The 20,084-nt window shown below is 70.5% G+C and carries 22 protein-coding genes; 9 read left to right on the plus strand and 13 right to left on the minus strand.

Annotation, left to right across the window (positions count from 1 at the left end; translation table 11 throughout):
- Positions 1–16: 16 nt before the first annotated feature.
- Entirely contained in the window at positions 17–1,459 is a 1,443-nt protein-coding gene (locus tag AB0O24_RS12080) for a cytochrome ubiquinol oxidase subunit I (RefSeq protein WP_363375158.1), read from the minus strand.
- A 133-nt stretch (positions 1,460–1,592) separates the two neighbouring features.
- On the opposite strand from AB0O24_RS12080, the gene AB0O24_RS12085 reads away from it, so the two are divergent.
- Both AB0O24_RS12085 and AB0O24_RS12090 read left to right on the plus strand, forming a co-directional pair.
- The gene (locus AB0O24_RS12085; RefSeq protein ID WP_363375160.1) at positions 1,593–2,144 is read left to right on the plus strand and encodes a helix-turn-helix transcriptional regulator; all 552 of its coding nucleotides are present in this window, start codon (positions 1,593–1,595) and stop codon (positions 2,142–2,144) included.
- Positions 2,145–2,243: 99 nt separating this feature from the next.
- Positions 2,244–2,516 carry a hypothetical protein gene (locus AB0O24_RS12090; RefSeq protein ID WP_363375163.1) on the plus strand — a complete coding sequence of 91 codons (273 nt, stop codon included), beginning with the start codon at positions 2,244–2,246 and terminating at the stop codon, positions 2,514–2,516.
- Between the two features lie 4 nt (positions 2,517–2,520).
- On the opposite strand, the gene AB0O24_RS12095 is transcribed toward AB0O24_RS12090, so the two are convergent.
- Both AB0O24_RS12095 and AB0O24_RS12100 read right to left on the minus strand, forming a co-directional pair.
- Entirely contained in the window at positions 2,521–2,862 is a 342-nt protein-coding gene (locus AB0O24_RS12095; protein WP_275796026.1) for a heavy-metal-associated domain-containing protein, read from the minus strand.
- A gap of 11 nt (positions 2,863–2,873) precedes the next feature.
- Positions 2,874–3,155: a metal-sensitive transcriptional regulator gene (locus AB0O24_RS12100; RefSeq protein ID WP_275796024.1), complete on the minus strand. Its 282-nt coding sequence runs from the start codon at positions 3,153–3,155 to the stop codon at positions 2,874–2,876.
- A gap of 239 nt (positions 3,156–3,394) precedes the next feature.
- On the opposite strand from AB0O24_RS12100, the gene AB0O24_RS12105 reads away from it, so the two are divergent.
- Complete coding sequence (locus tag AB0O24_RS12105) at positions 3,395–3,757, plus strand: hypothetical protein (protein WP_275796022.1); 363 nt, start codon at positions 3,395–3,397, stop codon at positions 3,755–3,757.
- A 3-nt stretch (positions 3,758–3,760) separates the two neighbouring features.
- Here the strand turns inward: AB0O24_RS12105 and AB0O24_RS12110 are convergent, their stop codons facing one another.
- The 6 genes from AB0O24_RS12110 to AB0O24_RS12135 all read right to left on the minus strand — a co-directional run bounded on the left by AB0O24_RS12110 (position 3,761) and on the right by AB0O24_RS12135 (position 10,133).
- Positions 3,761–5,041 (minus strand): ABC transporter permease, encoded by a 1,281-nt coding sequence (locus AB0O24_RS12110; protein ID WP_363375166.1) that lies wholly within the window; start codon positions 5,039–5,041, stop codon positions 3,761–3,763.
- Positions 5,038–5,727 (minus strand): ABC transporter ATP-binding protein, encoded by a 690-nt coding sequence (locus tag AB0O24_RS12115; protein ID WP_363375169.1) that lies wholly within the window; start codon positions 5,725–5,727, stop codon positions 5,038–5,040. The genes AB0O24_RS12110 and AB0O24_RS12115 overlap by 4 nt, the downstream gene beginning before the upstream one ends.
- Positions 5,724–7,295, minus strand: a complete 1,572-nt coding sequence (locus AB0O24_RS12120; RefSeq protein WP_363375172.1) for a hypothetical protein — start codon at positions 7,293–7,295, stop codon at positions 5,724–5,726. Before AB0O24_RS12120 ends, AB0O24_RS12115 begins: the two co-directional genes overlap by 4 nt.
- Complete coding sequence (locus AB0O24_RS12125; RefSeq protein ID WP_363375174.1) at positions 7,292–8,296, minus strand: hypothetical protein; 1,005 nt, start codon at positions 8,294–8,296, stop codon at positions 7,292–7,294. The genes AB0O24_RS12120 and AB0O24_RS12125 overlap by 4 nt, the downstream gene beginning before the upstream one ends.
- Before the next feature lie 62 nt (positions 8,297–8,358).
- Positions 8,359–9,075, minus strand: a complete 717-nt coding sequence (locus AB0O24_RS12130; protein WP_275800988.1) for an ABC transporter ATP-binding protein — start codon at positions 9,073–9,075, stop codon at positions 8,359–8,361.
- Positions 9,072–10,133: an ABC transporter permease gene (locus AB0O24_RS12135; protein WP_363375177.1), complete on the minus strand. Its 1,062-nt coding sequence runs from the start codon at positions 10,131–10,133 to the stop codon at positions 9,072–9,074. Before AB0O24_RS12135 ends, AB0O24_RS12130 begins: the two co-directional genes overlap by 4 nt.
- Positions 10,134–10,280: 147 nt before the next feature.
- Here AB0O24_RS12135 and AB0O24_RS12140 point away from each other — a divergent pair, with 147 nt between their 5' ends.
- From AB0O24_RS12140 to AB0O24_RS12155, 4 genes are all read left to right on the plus strand, one after another.
- Positions 10,281–11,447, plus strand: a complete 1,167-nt coding sequence (locus AB0O24_RS12140; protein ID WP_363375179.1) for a sensor histidine kinase — start codon at positions 10,281–10,283, stop codon at positions 11,445–11,447.
- Complete coding sequence (locus tag AB0O24_RS12145; protein ID WP_363375182.1) at positions 11,444–12,064, plus strand: response regulator transcription factor; 621 nt, start codon at positions 11,444–11,446, stop codon at positions 12,062–12,064. Before AB0O24_RS12140 ends, AB0O24_RS12145 begins: the two co-directional genes overlap by 4 nt.
- A 121-nt stretch (positions 12,065–12,185) precedes the next feature.
- The gene (gene gnd, locus AB0O24_RS12150) at positions 12,186–13,247 is read left to right on the plus strand and encodes a phosphogluconate dehydrogenase (NAD(+)-dependent, decarboxylating) (protein ID WP_363375185.1); all 1,062 of its coding nucleotides are present in this window, start codon (positions 12,186–12,188) and stop codon (positions 13,245–13,247) included.
- A 64-nt stretch (positions 13,248–13,311) separates the two neighbouring features.
- Positions 13,312–13,875: a ribonuclease H gene (locus tag AB0O24_RS12155; RefSeq protein ID WP_275800994.1), complete on the plus strand. Its 564-nt coding sequence runs from the start codon at positions 13,312–13,314 to the stop codon at positions 13,873–13,875.
- 214 nt (positions 13,876–14,089) lie between these two features.
- Here AB0O24_RS12155 and AB0O24_RS12160 read toward each other — a convergent pair whose 3' ends face one another.
- Together AB0O24_RS12160 and AB0O24_RS12165 are read right to left on the minus strand one after the other, a co-directional pair.
- The gene (locus AB0O24_RS12160) at positions 14,090–15,508 is read right to left on the minus strand and encodes a hypothetical protein (protein ID WP_363375188.1); all 1,419 of its coding nucleotides are present in this window, start codon (positions 15,506–15,508) and stop codon (positions 14,090–14,092) included.
- 143 nt (positions 15,509–15,651) lie between these two features.
- Positions 15,652–16,686, minus strand: a complete 1,035-nt coding sequence (locus tag AB0O24_RS12165) for an ECF transporter S component (protein ID WP_275800996.1) — start codon at positions 16,684–16,686, stop codon at positions 15,652–15,654.
- Positions 16,687–16,770: 84 nt separating this feature from the next.
- On the opposite strand from AB0O24_RS12165, the gene AB0O24_RS12170 reads away from it, so the two are divergent.
- On the plus strand, positions 16,771–17,163 hold the full coding sequence (locus tag AB0O24_RS12170) for a hypothetical protein (RefSeq protein WP_363335050.1): 393 nt from the start codon (positions 16,771–16,773) through the stop codon (positions 17,161–17,163).
- Positions 17,164–17,172: 9 nt separating this feature from the next.
- On the opposite strand, the gene AB0O24_RS12175 is transcribed toward AB0O24_RS12170, so the two are convergent.
- Together AB0O24_RS12175 and AB0O24_RS12180 are read right to left on the minus strand one after the other, a co-directional pair.
- Complete coding sequence (locus AB0O24_RS12175) at positions 17,173–18,072, minus strand: GNAT family N-acetyltransferase (RefSeq protein WP_363375191.1); 900 nt, start codon at positions 18,070–18,072, stop codon at positions 17,173–17,175.
- 82 nt (positions 18,073–18,154) lie between these two features.
- Positions 18,155–19,195 carry an LLM class flavin-dependent oxidoreductase gene (locus AB0O24_RS12180; protein ID WP_275800998.1) on the minus strand — a complete coding sequence of 347 codons (1,041 nt, stop codon included), beginning with the start codon at positions 19,193–19,195 and terminating at the stop codon, positions 18,155–18,157.
- Between the two features lie 67 nt (positions 19,196–19,262).
- On the opposite strand from AB0O24_RS12180, the gene AB0O24_RS12185 reads away from it, so the two are divergent.
- Positions 19,263–20,015, plus strand: a complete 753-nt coding sequence (locus tag AB0O24_RS12185) for a hypothetical protein (protein WP_363375194.1) — start codon at positions 19,263–19,265, stop codon at positions 20,013–20,015.
- The last annotated feature ends 69 nt before the right edge of the window (positions 20,016–20,084 follow it).

Consider the following 20,084-nt stretch of genomic DNA (forward strand, 5'->3'; position numbering starts at 1 on the left):
TTCTCCTTGAGCCGACTCAGTAGACGGTGGTCGGGGTGTTCTCGACGGTGTCGGGCTCCCGCGGCGCGTTCGGATCCGGCAGTGGGTCCGGTCCCTTCTGCGCGTACTTCTTGATGAGTCCGAATTCGACCACCGCGAGGCTCGCATAGGTGAGGGTGAAGGCGATGAGCGAGACGAGCACGCTCCATCCCGGGACGCTGGGCGAGACGCCGTCCTGCGTGAGCATCAGGCCGAAGACGATCCACGGCTGGCGGCCCATCTCGGTGAAGACCCAGCCGACGAGGCTCGCGATCATCGGCAGGGGAGCGGCCCAGATCGCCACGCGCCACATCCACTGCTTCACGGGGCGGGTCGCCTTCTTGCGCGTGACCCACAGACCGACCGCGCTGATGAGGGCGGTCAGGCCGCCGAGCGCGATCATCCAGCGGAAGGCCCAGTAGGTGACCCACAGCACGGGCGCGAAGTTGCCGTCGACCTGGTCGGCGAACTGCGGGAACATCTGCTGGCTGTACAGCGTGTTCAGGTCGTTGATGCCTTCGACGCAGCCGTCGAGGGAGTGCGTCGACAGGATGCTGAGAAGGAAGGGCACGCGGATCGAGAACAGCTCGCTCGTGCCGTCGGGGGTGCCGAGCGTGAAGATCGAGAACGAGGCATCCTGTCCGCAGACGGTGTTGAACGTCGCCTCGGCCGCGGCCATCTTCATCGGCTGGGTCGCGACCATCACCAGGCTGAGCTGGTCACCGGCGACAGCCACGAGCACGAAGGACACGATCGCCGACCACAGCCCGAATCGGAGGGTCGTGCGCATCATCTCGACGTTGCGACCGCGAGCGAGGTGCCAGGCGGAGATCGAGGCCACGATCATCGCCGCGAACATCCAGCCCGAGAAGATCGTGTGCGGGAAGGCCGCGAGCGCCACGGGGTTGGTGAGCATCGCCCAGAAGTCGACGAGTTCGGCGCGGTGGCCGTCGGCGGCCATCTGGTAGCCGACCGGGTTCTGCATGAACGCGTTGGCGGCGATGATGAAGTAGGCCGAGAACGTGGCCCCGAGGGTCGCCATCCAGATGCTCGCGAGGTGCGCGAGGCGAGGGAGCTTGTCCCAGCCGAAGATCCACAGGCCGATGAAGGTGGCTTCGAGGAAGAAGGCGAGGAGCCCCTCGAAGGCGAGCGGGGCGCCGAAGACATCGCCCACGAAGCGGGAGTAGGCCGACCAGTTCATGCCGAACTGGAACTCCTGAACGATGCCGGTGACGACGCCCATGGCGAAGTTGATGAGGAAGATCTTCCCGAAGAACCGGGTGAGGTGCAGCCACTTCACGTCTCCGGTGCGGTACCAGACGGTCTGGAAGATCGCGACGACGAGCGACATCCCCAGCGTCAGAGGTACGAAGAGGAAGTGGTACAGGGTCGTCAACCCGAACTGCCAGCGGGCGAGAGCGAGGGGGTCGAGCCACTCCACGAGGAGCCTCCGATCAAGCTGTGCTATGTGGTCAGACCACATGCTACGCCGCGCCGCACCGCGCCATTCCGCGTTGATTCGGCATCGAACCATATACTCGGAAAGTCATTTCTCGAGCGTGTTCGGAGAGTCCATGTCGGTGCGTCAGAGCCTGCTCGCGATCCTCGATCAGGGCGCCTGCTACGGCTCCCAGCTTCGCGCCGAGTACACCCGTCGGACCGGGGCGGCGGTGAACGTCGGGCAGGTCTACACGACGCTCGAGCGGCTCGAACGCGACGGCCTCGTCGACAACCGCGGAGTCGACGACGACGGGCGGGTCCTCTGGAGCGTCACGCCGGCGGGGCGCGCGGAAGCGCGCGCGTGGCTGAGAGCGGCGACCGTTGCCGACGGACGCGACGAGGTGGCCCTGCGCATCGCGCTGGCGGTCACCCTCCCGCACGTCGATGTCCCCGGCATCCTGGCCGCGCAGCGCGCCGGTGTGCGGGCTGCCCTCGCGGAAGAGGCGGCTCCGAGCGACGGAACGGATGCCACCGGGGCCGCGATCGTCGCCGCGGCCCGGCGCGCTCGTCTCGAGGCCGAACTGCGCTGGCTCGATGAGGTGGAGGTGCTCGCGGCCGGGGCGACCGGACTCGCGATCTCGGACGAGCGTCCCCGCCGTGGTCGTCCGGCGCGGGCGGCACTGTGAGGGTAGTTAGCCGCACGTAGGAGTTTCGTCAAGGCCGGAGCGGATCAGAACTTCGGGGCGCAGGGTGAGAACACACCCGGACGACCGAAGGAGTCACACATGGTCATGGAAGCACCGCTCAGCCGCCCGGGTCGCGTCGTTGCCGCTACGGCGGCCCCGTCGGCACCCGTGGCTCCGATCGAGATCCCCTGGACGCGCATCGACATTGACCTCTACGAGGTCGCGCGCGACGGGTACATCGTCGGTTACGTGGAGGTCGTCGGCTCGGTCTTCGTGGCGCTCGGCGGGACGCGCTACGACCGCGCGGTCGAGGTCGCGCAGCACCTGACTTTCCACGCCGCCGTCGACGCGGTCCTGCGTCGCTCCGCGTGAGCGGTCAGCGCACGAGCGCGTAACCGGCTTCGTCGATCGCCGCCGCCAGCTCGTCGTCGCCGGCGGTGCCGTTCGATCGGATGCGGACGATGGATGCGCCCCCGACGTTCAGCTCGATGCTCGCGACTTCGACGCCGTCGAGAGCGTCCAGCTCTTCGGTCACGGCGCGGACGCAGTGAGCGCACGTCATGCCTTCGACGCGGAGTTCGCTGTCGTAGAGGTCCTCGCTCGCCGAGGGGGTGGGGGCGGCAGCCGCGGTGGTGTGGCCGCACCCGCAACCGTCGCCGCATCCTCCGCCGGAGGGCGTCGAGGCGGTCAGTCCGAGTTCGATGCGCTGCGTGGGCATGGGGGTCTCCTTCACGAACGGACCAGGCGGGCGATCGCCTGGTTGGCTTCTCTGAGCTTCTCTTCGGCGACCGGACCGCCCTGCGCCGCCGCCTCGGCCACGCAGTGGGACAGGTGATCGTCGAGGAGCGAGAGGGCGACGGTCTCGAGCGCCTTCGTCACGGCGGACACCTGGGTCAGGATGTCGATGCAGTACTGATCGTCGTCGACCATCCGCGCGATGCCGCGCACCTGGCCCTCCGCGCGACGCAGACGCTTGAGCAGATCGTCCTTGTGGCCCACGTATCCGTGCATACGTCGATGATACCCCCGTGGGGTATACGAAGCACCGAGTTCCGGTCTGTCAACCCCCTCGGAATTCCGAGCTCGCCGACGGATGGTCGAGACATCAGGAGGTCGACATGTTCTCTCGTCGTACCGGTGGTGGTCAGCGATGACCGCCGACCCCTTCCCCACCGGCCCCCATCGCCCCGTGCGCATCCCGCACCTGCCGCCGCTGCGCCAGACCCGTGCCCAGCGTCGAGAATCGAAGGATGACGCGAACGCTGGCCGCGCTCCCGGGCGCCGCACGCCGGCTCTGCCTGAGCCGGAGGAACGGGGAGATCTGTACGCGTGAAGTGGGCCACCGCGGGCTCCACCATCGCCGCGGCGGTCACCTCCTCTGGTCCGAGGCGCAGGCCGACCCGCCCGAGTGCGCCGGCGCGGGTGCGCCCGCCGAACCCGCCGTGACCTTGGCCGACGGATTCCCCGGCGGCCGGGCGCTGTGTCCGGTGTGCTGGGGTTTCGTGCCCCTCGACGATGCCGGCAGACTGCTCGCGCACGATACGTGGCGTGGCGATCCGACCCGCGAGGAGGCCGACCGCCGGCGTGTGTGGTTCAACGCGCACGGGTGGTGACGGTCACGAACCCCGGAGCGCGTCGACCGGTTCGATCCGTGCGGCGCGGCGGGCCGGGATGCCGCCGGCGACGAGCCCCACGACAGCGCCGAGCAGCGCGCCTCCGACCGCGACGAGCGGGTCGAGGACGGGAGTCCACTGCTGCGCGACACTGACGCCGACGACCGCGAAGACGCCGAGCGAGGAGCCGATCAACCCCCCGAGCGTGCCGATCACGATCGACTCGATGACGAACTGGCCCGCGATCTGCTTCCGCGTCGCGCCGAGCGCGCGGCGCAGACCGATCTCGGTCACGCGTTCCATCACCGACATCATCGTGACGTTCGCGATCCCCAGCCCGCCGGCCAGCAGGACGACCACGCCCAGCAGGACGAAGACGAACCCCACATCGGACTGCACGCCCGTGCTGAGCTCCGATGTCCCCGGCGGCGCGCCGACGACGATGGTCTCGGGCGCGTCGGGCGAGAGCGTGAGGGGAACCTGGTCGCGCAGCTGAGGGCCGGCGCCGACCGCGATCCGCGCTCGAAGGTCTCCCGGCGCCCGCACACCGAAGTCCCGCCGAGCGGCGCCGTTCGGGACCACGGCGGCGTCGAGCAACTCGCCCGCCGTGTCGACGCCGTCGAAGATTCCGATGACGGCGTACGCGACACCGTCGATGAAGATCGACGGCTGGGTGTCGACGCGGTCAACGCCGAGTTTCGCCGCAGCGCTCGCCCCGAGGAGCGCGACACGGTCGCCCCGTCGGTCGTGCCCGTCGTCGAAGGAGCGCCCCGTGACGAGGTGCCCGCCGACCATGTCGAGCACCCCCGCGGATGCCGCGAACAGAGCGGGAGAGACGATCGTGGGCGCGGACGGGTCGTCGACCGACACCGCGCTGATCGTCCCCGTGCCGAGATCCACCTTGGTCGACAGCGCGGCCGCCTCGACACCGGCGAGCCGCTCGACGCGCTCGGGGGCGTCCCACGGGAGCCGGGCCGTGGCAACGGAGGTCCCGCCCTGCGACGAGGTCTTGGCCGGGGTGACGACGATCTGCGTGGCGGAGGCGGCGTCGAACTGACGGGCGATCTGGTCCGTCGCCGTCTGGGAGAAGCCGATGGTCGCGACGAGGGCGGCGATCCCGAGGACGGTGCCCGCCACCGTCATCGACAGGCGACCGGGGCGGGTGCCGATGTCGCTGGTCGCCTCGGTCAGGAGATCGAGGAACCCGAATCGGTCGGCGCGAGGCACATCGTCGTCGATCGGATGCCGCCGTCGTCGCGCGAACCGGGGGAGGAGGCGCCTCATGCCACTTCGTCCACTCGTCCGTCGGCGATTCGGACGGTCCGGTGCGCTCGCTCGGCCACGTGCGCATCGTGCGTGATGAGCACGAGCGTGAGCCCGCCCGCGTGCAGTTCCTCGAAGAGCTCCATGATCTCGAGCGTCGTCGCGCGGTCGAGGTTCCCCGTCGGCTCATCTGCCAGCAGAACGCGCGGGCGCGTGACGACCGCTCGCGCGACGGCCACGCGCTGACGTTCACCGCCGGAGAGCACCCCCGGCCGGAACTCCAACCGATGATCCAGCCCCACACGGTGCAGGGCTTCCCTCGCCCGCGGCTCCCGTTCCTCCCGCGGCGTGCCGCTGTACAGCATCGGCATCATGACGTTCTCGAGGACGGTGCGACGCGGCATCAGATGAAACGCCTGGAACACGAAGCCGAGGGAGCGGGCACGCACGGCCGCGCGCTCGTCTTCGCCGAGGTTCCTCGTGGGAGTGCCCGCGAGGACGTATTCGCCGATCGTCGGCCGATCGAGCAGGCCGAGGATGTTGAGCATCGTGGACTTCCCCGATCCGCTCGGACCGACGATCGACAGGTAGTCGCCCTCATCGACACGGAGGTCGACGGCCCGGAGCGCGTGAACCTCGGGGGTGCCGGGGAACGAGCGCGTGACCTCCCGCAGATCGATCACCGGCGGGCGCTCAGCGTGCGTCACCGTCCCACCACCACGAGATCACCGGGCGACAGTGAGCCTTCGACGGGCTTCACCTCGACGGCGCCGTCTGCAGCGAGACCCGTCTCGACCGTGATGAGTCTGGTCGCGGCGCGGTCTCCGTCGCGCGGATCTCCCTCGACCACCTCGACGCGTTCTTCTCCACCCGGACCGGCCGACAGAGCGGCCAGGGGGACGTTCAGGACATCGCCCTGGGTCGCGCCGACGGGAATGGTGACGCGCAGGTTCTGACCCTGCACCGCGGTCACTTGGTCCGGGGTGAGCGGGTCGGGGGACAGGGCCACGGTCCAGCGGTCGGACGATTTCTTACCCGGCGTCAGGGCGGTGATGGTGGCCGCGTGCGTCGAGCCGTCGGGCAGATCGGCGGTGGCCTTGTCGCCGACCTTCAGCAAGCGCGCATCGGCTTCGCTCGCCGACCCGGAAAGAGCCACGGTCGCCCCCGAGACGACCATGGCGACCCCTTTCAGTTCTGCGCCGCGCCGCGCGTCGACGGAGTCGACGCGACGTGGCAGCGACGTGAGGTACAGCACCTCTCCCGCCGGGAACACGGGCAGCGCCGCCTCCCGGGCGCGTGCGAGATCGACGGTCGCCTCGCTCAAGCGCGCGCGGGCGGCATCGAGTTCCGCGCGCGCGCTGCCCGTATCGGGAGCTGTGTCGAGCTGTCGGCGCTTCAGCTGAGCGAGGTCCAGAGCATCCTGCAGGTCGCCGATCTTCGCGCCGTCGTCCGGCGTCTGCGCGCGAGCCTGGTCGAGAGCGCGCTGCGCGCTGGAGACGGCGTTGTCGGCCTCGCGCTTCTCGACGTCGCTCGCCCCCGTCCGCGCCTTGTCGAACGCGGTCTGCGCGGTGGTCACGCCCTGCTCGGCCGACGACACGGCGGTCTGCGCGCTGCGCAGCGCCGCTGTGGCGGTGTCGTCGGTCGCCGGCGCCGAATAGCCCACCTGTGCGTACAACGAGGCGACGGAGGCGGCCGCCTGTTCGTCGAAGACGTTGTTCGCCGGGTCGCCGGCATCCAGTCCCACGGTGCGCATCGCCCACTTGAACTGCACGACGTCGGGCCCCGCGACGCCGTAGCGCAGGGTGCGGTACGACGGCAGATCGCCGGGGAGGACGATGACGGGACGCCCGGCCACCTCGAGTGCCACCGACAGGGCGGAGAGCGGGGTTCCGACGGACGGGACCTGCCCCGTGACCACGGCGGCGCCGGGGAGTCCCGCCGTATCGATCTGCACGTCGACGGGGTCGGCGTAGCCGACCTCGGCCCGGATCGTGACGTCGTTGCTGAGCGGGCCGAAGGCGACGGGCACCGTCACGAGGCCCGGTGCCGGCGCTGTCGTGTTCGCCGCGGCGTCGGCGGGGGAGACCACGAATCGACCGACGACCAGACCCGCCACCAGCGCGCAGACCGCGACGATCGCGGTCACCCACAGCGGACGGTTGCGCCGGAAGAGGGCACCCGGTCCGGTCCACCGGGAGCGCCGCGCCGCGTTCGCCGTCTCTTCGCCCACGGCGCTGTCTGACGCGGCATCCGATGCGGTGGTCGGCCCGGTCACTTCTTCGCCTGCGCGGCGGCCTTCAGCGCCTCGAGCTCGGTCTTGTGCGCCGCGATGAACGCCGTCTCGGCCTCCGCCTGGGCCTTTCGGGCGCGAGCGGTGTAATCCGTCTTCTCGCGGCAGTCGAGATCGGCGAGGGCGAGGTCGATCTCTTCGTCTTTGAGCTCCGCCAGAGCCTTCTTGTCGGGAGTGGCCGGTGCCTCGGAGGAAGCCGCGCCGCCCGCGTTCCAGAGCGCGTTGAGCTGGTCGTGGATGCTCGCCGCGGCATCGGGTTGCGTGGCGAAGCCCGTGTGTCCCGCCTCGTCCATGCACGCCGACCATTCGCGGTTCGCCTCGGACATCCCCGGATACGTGCTCGATTGCTGCCAGAGCTCGGTGATGGCGTTCATCAACGGAGCGAACTGATCGGTCTGAAGCGGATCCTCGCCGCTGACCTCGTGCTGCGCCTCGCCCTGGCATCCGGCCGTCTTCCAATCCCAGGTGGGGGTCTCATCCTCGGCAGCGGTGTCAGTCGTGGAGGCGGGGGGCGTGCCCCACAGCGCGTCGGAGAAGGCCTGCTTCTCGGACTCGGAGAGGGTGCTCAGGTAGTCGGCGTTGGGGTCGACCCACGTCGTCGAGGGGTTCTCGGCGTCGTCGCTCCCGGGGAACGCGACGGCACCGTAGCCCCACTGCGAGACCCACTGACGGTCGTCGGGCTTCCACGCCTCGCCGGAGCCGTCGACGATGGTCGCCGATGCCTGCAGGTCGGGGGTGTACTCGAACCCGTTCTTCTTCATGCAGGCCGCCACGAGCTCTTCCCGTTTCTTCCCGAGCTCGGCCAGCTGTTCCTCCGAGCTGCCTCCCGCGCCGTACACCGCGGACAGGTACTCGGTCAGCGGCGATTGCTCGGTCGCGCCACCGTCGCCCGACGCGTCGGGTGACGACGCGCCGGTGCAGCCGGTGAAGAGGAGGGCCGCGGCGAGGGCGATCGGCACAGCGAGAAGGGGGCGAGACAGCGGCATGTGGTCCTCCGTGGTGTCAGAAACACCCACCCTCACAAGGCATGGCCCCGCGGACGTCGTTCTCAGGGCTCATTTCGCCCGCCGCTTCCGCTGACGAGCGCGCCCGCCGTCACCCGACCGTCGGTCACGATGAACGTCTCATCGAGGGAATCGCTATGAACGAGGTCGTGCGTGACCAGGAGCGTCGCCGTCTGTCGTTCGTGCGTGAGTCGGGCGATGAGCGCCATGATGACCGCCCCGCGGGCGCGGTCGAGAGCGCTGGTGGGCTCGTCGACGAGGAGCACGCGCGGCTCGTGGACGAGCGCCCGGGCGATCGCGACGCGCTGGCGCTGTCCGCCCGACAACTGCGCGGGTCGTCTGTTCGCGTGCTCCGCGAGCCCGACGGCGTCGAGCAACTCGTCCACCCGCGCACGGATCGCGGGCCTCCGCGTGCGACGGTGGCGTCCCCCCAGCTCGGCCATCGCGCACAGCTGCTCGCGCGCGGTGAGCGCGGGGAGAAGCTGCGGCTGCTGGAACACGATCCCGATGCGCTCGCGGCGAAGAGCGGTCGCGTCCGCGCGGCTGAGGCGCGTGGCATCCGTCCCGTCGATGACCACGCGGCCCGCGTCGGGTCGGACGAGGGTCGCGGCGATCGCGAGCAGGCTCGATTTGCCGGAGCCCGATGCTCCGGTCAAGCCGGTCACGACACCGGGACGAGCCTCGAGAGTGGCGTGGTCGACGGCGGTGAGGCGGGCGTCTCCGTCGGGATAGGTGAGGGTGACGTCGTCGAGAAGGATCATCGAGTGCTCCCGAGAGCGGTGAGGGGGTCGGACGAGGTGACGGTGCGCAGCGAAACGGCCGCGCCGAGCACGCCGAGCGCGATCATGATCGCGGCGGGCACGAGGGTCGTCAGGGGGCTGAGGACGAAGGGCAGCGCGCCGCCGGCCAGCGTGCCGAGCAGCGCCGTGAGGCCGATGCCGACCCCCACCCCGACCGCGAGCACCACCAGCGCCTGACCGAGAGCGTCGCGGACGAGAGCGGGGGTGCTCGCCCCGAGGGCCTTGAGCACCGCGATGTCGCCGGAGCGCTGCATGGTCCACACGGTGAAGAACGCGCCGACGACGAGCGCCGAGACGCCGAAGAGCATTGCGATCATCAGCGCGAGCGAGCCGATCTCGGAGCGGAACGTCGACAGGGCGGTGAGGCTCGACAGGGGAGAGGATGCCGTGGTGCCGGTGTCGGCGGCGACGGTGTCCCACGCGGGTGAGCCGGAGACCGCGAGCACGGTCGGCTGTCCCGTTCCGCCCAGACGCTGGTCGAGGGCTGCCCACGCGTCCGACGTGAGCGTGACAACCGGCGTGTGGCTGTACCAGTCGTCGCCCCCGATCGCCGTGACCCGATAGGAGGAACCCGCGATCGTGATCTCGTCGCCGACCGCGGCGCCCAGGTTCTTCGCGGCCCCCGTCGAAAGATCGATCTCGTCGTCGCGGCGGGGAGCGGCGAACGTCGTGCCGGCGTCGAGGCCGAACACGGCCACCGCGGTCGAGGCGCCGGGTCCCTCGGCGCGCGTCTGCGTGATGCCGACCGGGGCGACCGCGTCGACACCCGCGGCGTCGCGCCACGCGTCGACGGTGGCGCCGTCGATCGCGGAGTCGGCGAAGGTCGCCGCAGCGTCGCCCGCCGGCTGCAGCACGAGCCGGTCGCCGGGGAGTGCGAGCACCGCCGAGACGTTCTGGGCGGCGAGGCCTCCGGTGAGGCCCGACAGGAATCCGACGAGCAGGGTGATGAGGGCGACGACCGCCCCGATGAGGGCGAATCGCCCGCGAGCGAAGCGCAGATCGCGCCATGCGACGTACACGCCGCCTCCTTTCGGTCTACGGGTCTCGTCGACGTCCTTCCACCCTCGGCACCGGATGCCGCCGGGTCATCGCCGTCCCGGGCGAACTCTCGTTCCACCTTTCGGATGATCCGCCGGGGCGGCGGCATCCGTAGCCTGGATCGCGTCATGTCTCATCGCCCTCTCGCCCCGGTGTTCGCAGGGCTGCGCATCGGGCTGCACGCGCTCTTCGCGGGCCTGCTGGCGCTCGTCGTGGTGCGTGTCCTGTTGACGGGCGGGGGAGTGACGCCGATCGTCCTGGCCGTGGCACTCGGCGGGATCTACGGCGCGGGAGCCTGGATCGCGCGCGGCGGACGCTCTCCGGCGGGGGTGGCCTGGGTGCTCGCTCTGACCGCGGTGTGGGCCGCGCTGGTGTGGCTCGTACCCGAGGCGGCGTACCTCGTCTTCCCCCTGTTCTTCCTCTATCTCCACGTGCTCCCCGGAGCGGCAGGCCCTCTCGCGGTGGTGGCGACAACGGCGCTCACAATCGCCGCCTTCGCGCTGCACGGCGGCCTCACCGTCGGCGGAGTGGTCGGCCCCGTCGTGGGCGCCGGCGTCGCCCTGCTGATCGGACTCGGATACGCGGCCCTCGAGCGTCGCGCCGCCGAACGCGAAGAGCTGATGGCCGAGCTGCTCGCGACGCGCGATCGCCTCGCGGCTGCGGAACGAGAACAAGGCACCCTGGCGGAGCGTGCGCGCCTCGCGCGCGAGATCCATGACACGGTCGCCCAAGGGTTGTCGAGCATCCAGATGCTGCTGTACGCGGCGGAGCGGGCGGATGCCATCGGCCCCGGCATCGACCACATCCGTCTGGCGCGACGAACCGCCGCCGACGGTCTCGCGGAGACACGGCGGTTCATCCGCGAGCTCGCGCCGCCCAGCCTCACGCACGGTCTCGGACCCGCGCTGGAGCGCCTCGCGCGCGGGTGGGGGGAGCACGCAGGGGTCGCGGTCGACGTCGACGTCCCCGACGAGGTGATCCTGCCCATGGACGCCCAGACGGCTCTGCTGCGCATCGCGCAGGGAGCCCTCGCCAACGTCGCTCAGCACGCCGCCGCGACGCACGTGCGCGTGAGCCTGAGCACCTCCGACGACGCGGTCCGTCTGACGGTGTCCGACGACGGTCGCGGCTTCGACCCTGACTCGGACGAGGCGCAGGACGGGGGAACCGACTCCTTCGGTCTTCGCGCGATGCGCGAGCGCGTCGACCAGCTCGACGGCACGATCGAGGTGACGAGCGCACCCGCGAGGGGAACGACGGTCGCCGTCACGTTGCCGGGAAGGGGAACGCGATGATCCGCGTCGTGATCGCCGACGATCACCCGGTCGTCCGCGCGGGGGTCCGTGCGCTGCTGGACGCCGAGCCTGACATCGACGTGGTCGGGGAGGCGGCGACGCCCGACGAAGCGGTCGACCTCGCCGGCCGCCTCTCGCCCGAGCTCGTCCTGATGGACCTGCAGTTCGGCGATCGCGCCGCCGGGTCCGAGGCGACGAGACGCGTCCGCGCGCTCGCCGCGCCTCCGTACGTCCTGATCCTCACCAACTACGACACCGATGGCGACATCCTCGGCGCCGTCGAAGCCGGTGCCAGCGGGTACCTGCTCAAGGACGCGCCGCCGCACGAACTGCTCGCGGGCGTCCGCGCGGCCGCGGCCGGTCACAGCGCCCTCGCCCCCGCGATCGCGGGCCGACTCATGGCGCGTCTGCGCGAACCCCGCATCAGCCTTTCGGCGCGCGAGATCGAGGTGCTCCGGCTCGTGGCGCGCGGCGCCGCGAACGCCGAGGTCGCGGCCCGTCTGCATATCACCGACGCCACCGTGAAGTCGCATCTCGCGCACGTGTTCTCGAAGCTCGGTGTCACCTCGCGCACGGCTGCCGTGTCGGCTGCCCGCTCGCTCGGCATCCTGAGATGAGAACCGCCTCCGCCCCGCCCCGCAAGGCGGACCTCGACGCGGGCTCGCGCTCCTAGACTCGCGAGAGGGGCCGTCTGACGCGCCCCTGCACGATGAACCATCCACGATGAACGGGGATCCAATGCAACTCGCCATGGTCGGTCTCGGACGAATGGGCGCCAACATCGTCCGAAGGCTCATGAAGGACGGTCACGACTGCGTCGTCTTCGACGTGAATCAGGATGCCGTGGCCGCCCTCGTCGCGGAAGGCGCGACCGGTGCGACCAGCATCGCCGACCTCGCCTCGAAGCTGACCAAGCCCCGTGCCGTGTGGCTGATGATCCCCGCGGGCCTGACCGGCACCGTCGTCGACCAGGTCGCCGAGGTCTTCGAGCCCGGCGACATCATCATCGACGGCGGCAACTCGAACTACCGCGACGACGTGCGTCGGGCGGCGAAGCTCAACGACTCCGGCATCCACTATGTCGACGTGGGAACGAGCGGCGGCGTCTTCGGCCTCGAGCGCGGGTACTGCCTCATGGTCGGCGGCCACGACGAGGCCGTCGCGCACCTCGAGCCGGTGCTGCGCACCATCGCACCCGGGCCCGGTGAGGTCGAGCGCACGCCCGGGCGCACCGGGGAGTACTCGACCGAGGAGCGCGGGTACCTGCACTGCGGCCCGTCGGGTGCCGGGCACTTCGTGAAGATGGTGCACAACGGCATCGAGTACGGCATCATGGCCGCGCTCGCCGAGGGACTCAACGTGCTCAACAACGCCGACGCGGGTCTGCACCAGGGCGAGCACTCCGCCGAGGTCGCGCCGCTGGAGGAGCCGGAGTTCTACCAGTTCGACATCGACACCGCGCGCGTGACCGAACTGTGGCGCCGCGGCTCGGTCATCTCGTCGTGGCTGCTCGACCTCACCGCCGCCGCCCTTGAGCAGAACCCCACTCTCGACGGTCTCGCCGGCCGTGTCTCGGACTCGGGCGAGGGCCGCTGGACCGTCAAGGCGGCGGTCGACACGGGCGTTCCGGTCCCCGTGCTCGCGGCCTCCCTGTTCGAACGCTTCGCCTCGCGCGGTGAGAACCACTTCGCCAATCAGGTGCTGTCGGCCATGCGCCTGCAGTTCGGCGGACACCAGGAGCTTCCCGCCGGCGACGTTCTCGAGGCCGGGTCGAAGAAGGCTGACAGCGGCAAGAGCTGACCCTCGGACGGTGCCCGCCGCGCCCTGTGTGCGGCGGGCACCGGAAAGCAGCGAGACTGGAGGGATGAGCACGTCTGCCCCTCCCCCCTCTGACCGCTACGTCGTCGCCACAGACGGTGCCTGCAAGGGCAACCCGGGTCCGGCCGGTTGGGCATGGGTCGGGGAAGACGGCCACTGGGCGGCGGGCTCGATCCCCGAGGGAACGAACAACATCGGCGAGCTTCTCGGGCTCCTCCACGCGATCACCGATCACGCCGACGTGCGGGAGCTGGTCGTGCAGGCGGATTCGAAGTACGCGATCGACACGTACTCGTCGTGGATGGACGGCCACCGTCGTCGGGGCTGGGTCACGAGCGCGAAGAAGCCGGTCGCGAATCGCGGCATCCTCGAGGCGCTGATCGCCGCCCGTGACGCCCGACGCGCGGCCGGTCTTCCGGACGTCGTGCTGGAACACGTCCGCGGGCACAGCGGTCACGTGCTGAACTCGTGGGCCGACGAGCGGGCCGTGCGCGCATCGCAGCACGCGGCCAAGGGCGAGGAGCTGATCTGGACGTCGTTGCGCGGTCTCGAGCGGCTGGACGTCGCTTCGGCGCCACCGCGTTCCGCGGCCGACCGCAACGGGCGCTGAGGCGCGGTTCGGCGGGCGGCGATCCCGGGGCGGCGTCCCGCGGGCGGCGTTCGCCGCGCCGAGGCGCGGCCATAAACGCTCTCCGCCGCGTCGAGGCGCGACCATAAACGCTCTCCGCGCCCATAAACACGTGCGCAGCGCGTTTATGTGAGCGGATCGCGTTTATGCGGCGTCCCGACGCGGCTGCGGATCGGGGCTGACCCGGCCGACTCGCTCAGAAGTCCTTGCTCGCGAGCGCGGGGGTGCGCAGCAACGCGCTCTTCAGGACGTTCTCGCCCGGGTAGAGGCGCGTGCCCTTGAGGCTCCCGAACGCGAACGGCGCGCGCATGTGCCAGATCGAGACGCCCGTGCACCAGCGCGACTGCAGCGGTGCCCGCAGGACCGACTGGTACAGCAGCCCCTGGACGTCGAAGTTCTCGACGCCCGTGGGCGGAGAGCTGTTGTCCTGCTTGGCGAGACCGTCGACGCGGGGTTGCACACCGACCTCCGTGATCAGGAACGGGATGCGCAGGGCGTCGCAGACGGTCTCGAGCTTGCCGAGGTGGTCGTCGGTCTTCCCCCCGCCGCCCCGCCATCCCGCGGCGAGCTCGTCGACAGTGATGTTCGGCGTATCCGGCGTGTAGACCTTATCGGTCAGAACGACCCACGAATTGATGCCGAACACGTCGAGCAGCCGGGCCATGTGCGGCGTCGACTGCGGGATCCAGAAGGTATACAGCAGGAAGAGCTCGAGCGTCGTGAATGCCGCGGTGAGTTTGAGCGCCGGCTCCGCGTCGCGGAGCTTCTGGATCAGCGGCACCCAGCGGTCGTAGGTGGCGGCATCCGTCTGATGCGGCTGCTCGCACGCGAGTGAGAGGTATTCGACGTCGTTGCGGGCGCAGAGGTCGGCGAAGAAGAGAAGCTGGTCCTCCCAGTTCGCGAAGAACGCATCGAGCGAGGCCGGGGTGTAGTTGCCGCGGTAGAACCCGTCGCCCTGGTCGTTCGTGACGATGTGCGGCTTCACGAGCGTGACGCGGACGCCGCGTTCGCGCGCCTGCTGGAAGACCTTGTCGATCCGATCGTCCGAGACGCGGGTGAAGGTCGTGGAGGTCGGATCGGAGATGAAGCAATAAATGACGAGCGTCGCGTTCGCCCCGAGGCGGGCGATCCGATCCAGTTCTTTCGCCGTGACCGACATCGGCGTGCGCTGGTCGAGGCTCAGCGAGATGCTCAGGTCGCGCTTGAGGGGCGCGACCTTTCCCGCGAAGGTGCGGGTCGACCGCTTCTTGCCCGCGGCGACCTCGAGGGAGAAGCGGTAGGCGCCCTCCTCGGTCGGGCGCCCGACGAGGCTGCCGGCGGCGATGCTCACGCCCGCGGGCAGGGTCCCCGACGTGAGCGTGAGCGTGGCGTCGGCGGCATCCGAGATCCGGCGGACGACGCTGTCCCACGCGGAGAGGCGAAGGTCTTCGGGGCCGTCGGTGGGTGAGGGGCTGGAGCGCGGCGTCGGGGTGGCAGAGCTCGCTCGCGCGCTCGGCGCGGACATGGGCTTCTCGGGGGCGCCGTGGGTCATCACGGATGCGGCGGCGACGCTTCCGACGCCGAGACCGAGGGCGCCCAGGGCGCCGACGATCATGCTCCGCCGTGACAGCTCCATCAAACCCCTCCCGATGCGATGGCTTCGTCGACCGAGAAGAACTCGTGCTCTCCCGCCGGATCAGCGTAGGACGCGCGGATGAACGGCGTGCCCCGCGAGACCGAATCGTCGGCTTTTCAGGGGCTTCTCTCGGTCGAGCGCGGTCAGACCAGCGTGAGTCGCCGCCGACCCGGATCGAGCACCCACCGCGGAGCGAGGGGTGCACGCAGATGATCGATCAGGGGTATGTGCGTCGTCGGGACCCCGGTCGCGCCGCGGAGCCAAACGAAGACGATCAGCGCGATGAACCCGGTGAGGAGTTTGTCGATCACCGAGGTGAGGAGGTTCGTCGAGAAGGCCGCGGCGACCATCGGCAGCCCCATGGTCTCGAGCGACAGCGTGACGGTGTCCGATCCGTGTCCGGAGAAACCGGCGAAGAGCAGCACGTTGAGGGGTGCTCCGACCAGCGAGCACGCGAGGGCCACCAGCAGGTTCAGCTGGAAGTACCGCACGATGTCGCCGCCCATCCCGAAGCGGCGGACCCCGTACCCCCAGACGAGCGCGCCGACCGCGTTCACGAGCGCGAAGGGTGCGGCCCCGGTAATCCCGACGGCGACCCCGCACAGGTTCGTCAGCAGACCCATGGCCACGCCGTACCAGGGCCCGAACACGATCGCCGCGACGGCGGTGCCGACCATGTCGAGGTAGAGGGGCAGATGGAGCTGCTGCACCACGACGAGCCCCACGACGTTCAGCAGGAGGCACCCGACGAGCGTCAGGGGCGCGAAGCGGCGACGGGTGGGGGCCGCGGGGAGCAGACGGGGTCGCTCGACCGGTGCCGGAGCGTCGACGGCCGGGGTGGGCCGTTGACGAGCGGCGGGTTCGGTGAGGCGGCGCACGCGGTGGTAGCGCTCGACCCATGTCTCGGCCTCCGCGTCGTTCGCGCCGAGGGCGCGGACGATGTCGTGCACGAGAACCGGATCCATGCGCGATCGTCCCGGGCGGAAGACGTCGTAGACGGTCGTGCGTGCCGGATACGCCGATGCGGCGGGAACTCCGCGCGCGATCCGGAGCTCACCCACGCGACGCGCCAGTTCACCGTACGAGAGGGGGCCGCGGGCGTCTTTGAAGGCCACGAGGTCGCGCGCGATGCGGTCCAGGGAATCGGGTTGATCCTGCGGTGAGGCGGAGAGGACCACGGCAGCCCCTTCTGTCGATCACGGTGGTGCGCTGCTCACCCTATCCGCGCGATCCGTCCTCGTTACGCTGGAGTCTTCCCTGTGATGTCGACGCTCCGCGTCGCGCTCGAAAAGGAGCCCCTCATTCCCGAGTCCCGTATCCGTGCCCTTCGCACCGCGTCCCTCGTCATCGCGGGCCTCGGTGCCTCCGCCACCATGAGCACCCTCGGTTCGTGGTGGACACCGCTCATCCTCCTGATCGCCACCGCCGGCGCGCTGCTGGTGGTGTTGCGCACACCGGCCGGGGCCGTGGCATCCCGTGCTCTGGTGCCGGTGCTCATCGTCGTGGTGGCGCTGACGGTCGCCGGTGTCCTCGGGGCGCTGGGCGTCCTGCCGAACGGGTGGGTCTGGGCTGCACTCGGCGCGTACATCGTGGCGTGGGGCGAGTACCTCGTGTCGCAGACGATCGCGCGCTCGCGGGGGACGACGGCGCGCTGAGCCGTCTCGCTATGCCACGGTCGTGCCCTGATGGAAGAGGCACTGCGGGTCGGGCGAGACGGTCCACAGTGACGACCGGCGGCTCACGCGACCGTCGAAGCGCAGCACGTACTCGAGCAGCACGGTGTCGGACGTGACGGTCCGGGCCACACGTTCCGTCATCGTCCCCGGCGCGTCGCCTGGATCGTCGCGCAGTGCAGCGATGATCGCTCCCTTGGTCCATCGGCGTCCGGACTGGCCGACCTCGACGAAGGCGTCGTCGAGCAGTCGGTCGACTTCGGCAGGGACGCGGCGGACGGCCGGGTCGAGCAGGCGTTCCTCGGCGGCCCAGGCTGCCGCGACCAGCGCGTCGGTGTCTTGGGCTCGGAACCGTGTGAGGGTATCCGGTACGGGGCTCGTGCTCCCGGAGACGCGGTCGCGGCGCAGGACGCTGTAGGCGACGGATGCCACGGGCTCAGCGCCCTCGACCGGCCACCCGTCGCGGTAGTACGCCTCGCACACCCACCCTCCGCGCTCGAACGCGCGGCGCATCGCGAGGTTGTCCTCGCGCGTCTGGCCCTCGAGCCGGAGGACATTCACTCGGGTCGAGAACACGCGATCACGCGCCAGCGCGAGGGCCGTCGTTCCGAAGCCGTGCCCGCGCCAGACCTCGGCGAGGCGGAGGTCGATCATCGCCGTGGCGTCCCCGAGGTCGTCGAGCCGGATGAGCCCGACGCGGCCGCGGTCGCCGTCGAGCCAGTAGGCCTCGGTGTCGTCGCCGTGCCACGCTCCGTCCTCGATCGCCCGTTCCACGTCTGCGGCCGTGAGACGCGATCGCACGTGGAAGGGGAAGACGTTCGTCGTGAGGAAAGCGATGAGCTCCGCGCGGTCACGCCGCGACGGATCCATCGGGGTGAGCGACAGGGGCATGCCCCCCACCGTAGACACCCGGGGCACCGATGCCGAGGGCCCGGATGCCGAGCGGGTGGCATCCGGGCCCTCGGGGGATCGATCAGGCGGTGACCGACGTGGTGGTCGGGATCCAGCCGAGGGCCGGGGCGACGTGGCGCGCGAAGTTCTCGACGAGTCGGAGATTGAACTCGACGCCCATCTGCGACGGGATCGTGAGCATCAGGGTGTCGGCGCTCATCACGGCGGCGTCGTTCTGCAGCTGCTCGACGAGCACGTCGGGGGTCGCGGCGTAGGTCTTGCCGAAGGTCGAGCGCATGCCGTCGATCACGCCGATCTGGTCGCTGCCGGCCGAGCCGCCGAAGTACATCTCGTCTTCGGCGGTGACGATCGGGAAGATGCTGCGGCTGACCGAGGTGCGCGGCTCGCCCTCGTGCCCGGCCTCGCGCCACGCGGCGCGGAACGCGTCGAGTTGCTGCGCTTGCAGGAGGTCGAACGGCGTGCCGTCCGCCTCGGTGAGGAGCGTCGACGACATGAGGTTGACGCCGACGCGGCCCGCCCACTCGGCGGTCGCCGTCGTGCCGGCGCCCCACCAGATGCGCTTCCGGAGTCCGGGGGAGTGCGGCTCGATGCGCTGCAGACCGGTGCCACCGCCGAACGGGCTCATCGGGTCGCGCTCCGCGAGACCCTCGCCGTCGATCGCGCGCAGGAACAGGTCGAAGTGCTCGCGAGCGATGTCGCCGCCGCGCGGGTCCTGCGAACCCGTGTACCCGAACGCCTCGTATCCGCGCACGACCGTCTCGGGTGACCCACGGCTCACACCGAGGGCGAGGCGGTTGCCGCTGATCAGGTCGACGGATGCCGCCTCCTCGGCGAGCATGAGCGGGTTCTCATAGCGCATGTCGATGACGCCGGTGCCGACCTCGATGCGCGAGGTGCGGGCCGCGATCGCCGCGAGCAGGGGCATGGGCGCCGCCTGCTGGCGCGCGAAGTGGTGCACGCGGAACGAAACGCCGTTGACCCCGAGGTCATCCATGCCCTGGGCGAGGTCGATCGCCTGGAGCATCGAGTCGCCGGCGGTGAGCTGGCGACCGCCGCCGAGGGGGCCGTAGTGGCCGAAGGAGAGTGTGCCGAAGGAGCGCATGTACGGTGCAACGCGGCATCCGTCAATCTATTCCCACGCATGAACTTGCCGTGACACGATGCACAGGATGGACGCGGATCACGGCAGCGAGCTCGAGCGTCTTCGCGCGCGGGCGTACGGTCCGAACGCCGACATCGGGGGCGACCCCGCTGCCGTCGCGCGTCTGCGTGAACTCGAAGACCTCGAGCGGATGCGCACTGTCCCGCTCGAGGCCGAGGCGGATCCGGACGTCGTCGCCGACGCGCCCGAGGCCGACCCGGAACCGGAGGAAACGGAACCGGAGGAGGCGGAGCCCGCCCCGCGGCGCCCCCTCCTCCGCTCGCGCCGCCGCGTCTGGGTCGCGGCGCTGGCGGTTGCGGGGGTCGTGGCCCTCACGAGCGCCGCCACCGCGGCCGGGGTCAGCGTCACCGCCGTGGACCGCACCTCGGGGATCGCGCAGACGGACACCCTCACGGTCGATCCCGACGCGGAACTCGGGTCGGCGGGATACCTCGGATTCGATCCCGAACAGACCAGGGGGTTCGCCGACTACTACGGGCTGACGGTGTTCTCGGGCGTCTCGCAGATCGACTCCGAGGGCAATCAGGCGGAGTGCCTCATCGCGCTCGACACCAGCGAGGTGCGCGACGCGGACTCCCCGCGCTCCGCGCCCCGGGGGATCCGGGTCGGTGGCTGCGGCGCCGGTCCTTTCCCGGCGAGCGTCGAGTTCATCGTGACGTCGTCGTTCCCCGAGCCGTTCCGCGCCCGCTATCCCGTGGGCACGGCGATGCAGTTCGTGCTCGACGACGGCGACGTCGGGGTCTTCAGCGCCGACGGTTGAGTCGAGGAGCGGTGGCGGTCCATCTGCATGACCGGTGGGGCGGGTGGGGCGCCCGGACCTCCGCGAGAG

It is taken from the genome of Microbacterium sp. NPDC086615 (assembly GCF_040686055.1).
Lineage (GTDB): Bacteria > Actinomycetota > Actinomycetes > Actinomycetales > Microbacteriaceae > Microbacterium.

What these genes read in the sequence shown, in the direction of transcription:
- AB0O24_RS12085 (WP_363375160.1), top strand. Translation starts at nt 1,593, where the DNA reads ATGTCGGTGCGTCAGAGCCTGCTCGCGATCCTCGATCAGGGCGCCTGC.
- AB0O24_RS12090 (WP_363375163.1), top strand. Translation starts at nt 2,244, where the DNA reads ATGGTCATGGAAGCACCGCTCAGCCGCCCGGGTCGCGTCGTTGCCGCT.
- AB0O24_RS12095 (WP_275796026.1), bottom strand. Translation starts at nt 2,862, where the DNA reads ATGCCCACGCAGCGCATCGAACTCGGACTGACCGCCTCGACGCCCTCC.
- AB0O24_RS12100 (WP_275796024.1), bottom strand. Translation starts at nt 3,155, where the DNA reads ATGCACGGATACGTGGGCCACAAGGACGATCTGCTCAAGCGTCTGCGT.
- AB0O24_RS12105 (WP_275796022.1), top strand. Translation starts at nt 3,395, where the DNA reads ATGACGCGAACGCTGGCCGCGCTCCCGGGCGCCGCACGCCGGCTCTGC.
- AB0O24_RS12110 (WP_363375166.1), bottom strand. Translation starts at nt 5,041, where the DNA reads ATGAGGCGCCTCCTCCCCCGGTTCGCGCGACGACGGCGGCATCCGATC.
- AB0O24_RS12125 (WP_363375174.1), bottom strand. Translation starts at nt 8,296, where the DNA reads ATGCCGCTGTCTCGCCCCCTTCTCGCTGTGCCGATCGCCCTCGCCGCG.
- AB0O24_RS12130 (WP_275800988.1), bottom strand. Translation starts at nt 9,075, where the DNA reads ATGATCCTTCTCGACGACGTCACCCTCACCTATCCCGACGGAGACGCC.
- AB0O24_RS12140 (WP_363375179.1), top strand. Translation starts at nt 10,281, where the DNA reads ATGTCTCATCGCCCTCTCGCCCCGGTGTTCGCAGGGCTGCGCATCGGG.
- AB0O24_RS12145 (WP_363375182.1), top strand. Translation starts at nt 11,444, where the DNA reads ATGATCCGCGTCGTGATCGCCGACGATCACCCGGTCGTCCGCGCGGGG.
- gnd (WP_363375185.1), top strand. Translation starts at nt 12,186, where the DNA reads ATGCAACTCGCCATGGTCGGTCTCGGACGAATGGGCGCCAACATCGTC.
- AB0O24_RS12155 (WP_275800994.1), top strand. Translation starts at nt 13,312, where the DNA reads ATGAGCACGTCTGCCCCTCCCCCCTCTGACCGCTACGTCGTCGCCACA.
- AB0O24_RS12160 (WP_363375188.1), bottom strand. Translation starts at nt 15,508, where the DNA reads ATGGAGCTGTCACGGCGGAGCATGATCGTCGGCGCCCTGGGCGCCCTC.
- AB0O24_RS12170 (WP_363335050.1), top strand. Translation starts at nt 16,771, where the DNA reads ATGTCGACGCTCCGCGTCGCGCTCGAAAAGGAGCCCCTCATTCCCGAG.
- AB0O24_RS12175 (WP_363375191.1), bottom strand. Translation starts at nt 18,072, where the DNA reads ATGCCCCTGTCGCTCACCCCGATGGATCCGTCGCGGCGTGACCGCGCG.
- AB0O24_RS12180 (WP_275800998.1), bottom strand. Translation starts at nt 19,195, where the DNA reads ATGCGCTCCTTCGGCACACTCTCCTTCGGCCACTACGGCCCCCTCGGC.
- AB0O24_RS12185 (WP_363375194.1), top strand. Translation starts at nt 19,263, where the DNA reads ATGGACGCGGATCACGGCAGCGAGCTCGAGCGTCTTCGCGCGCGGGCG.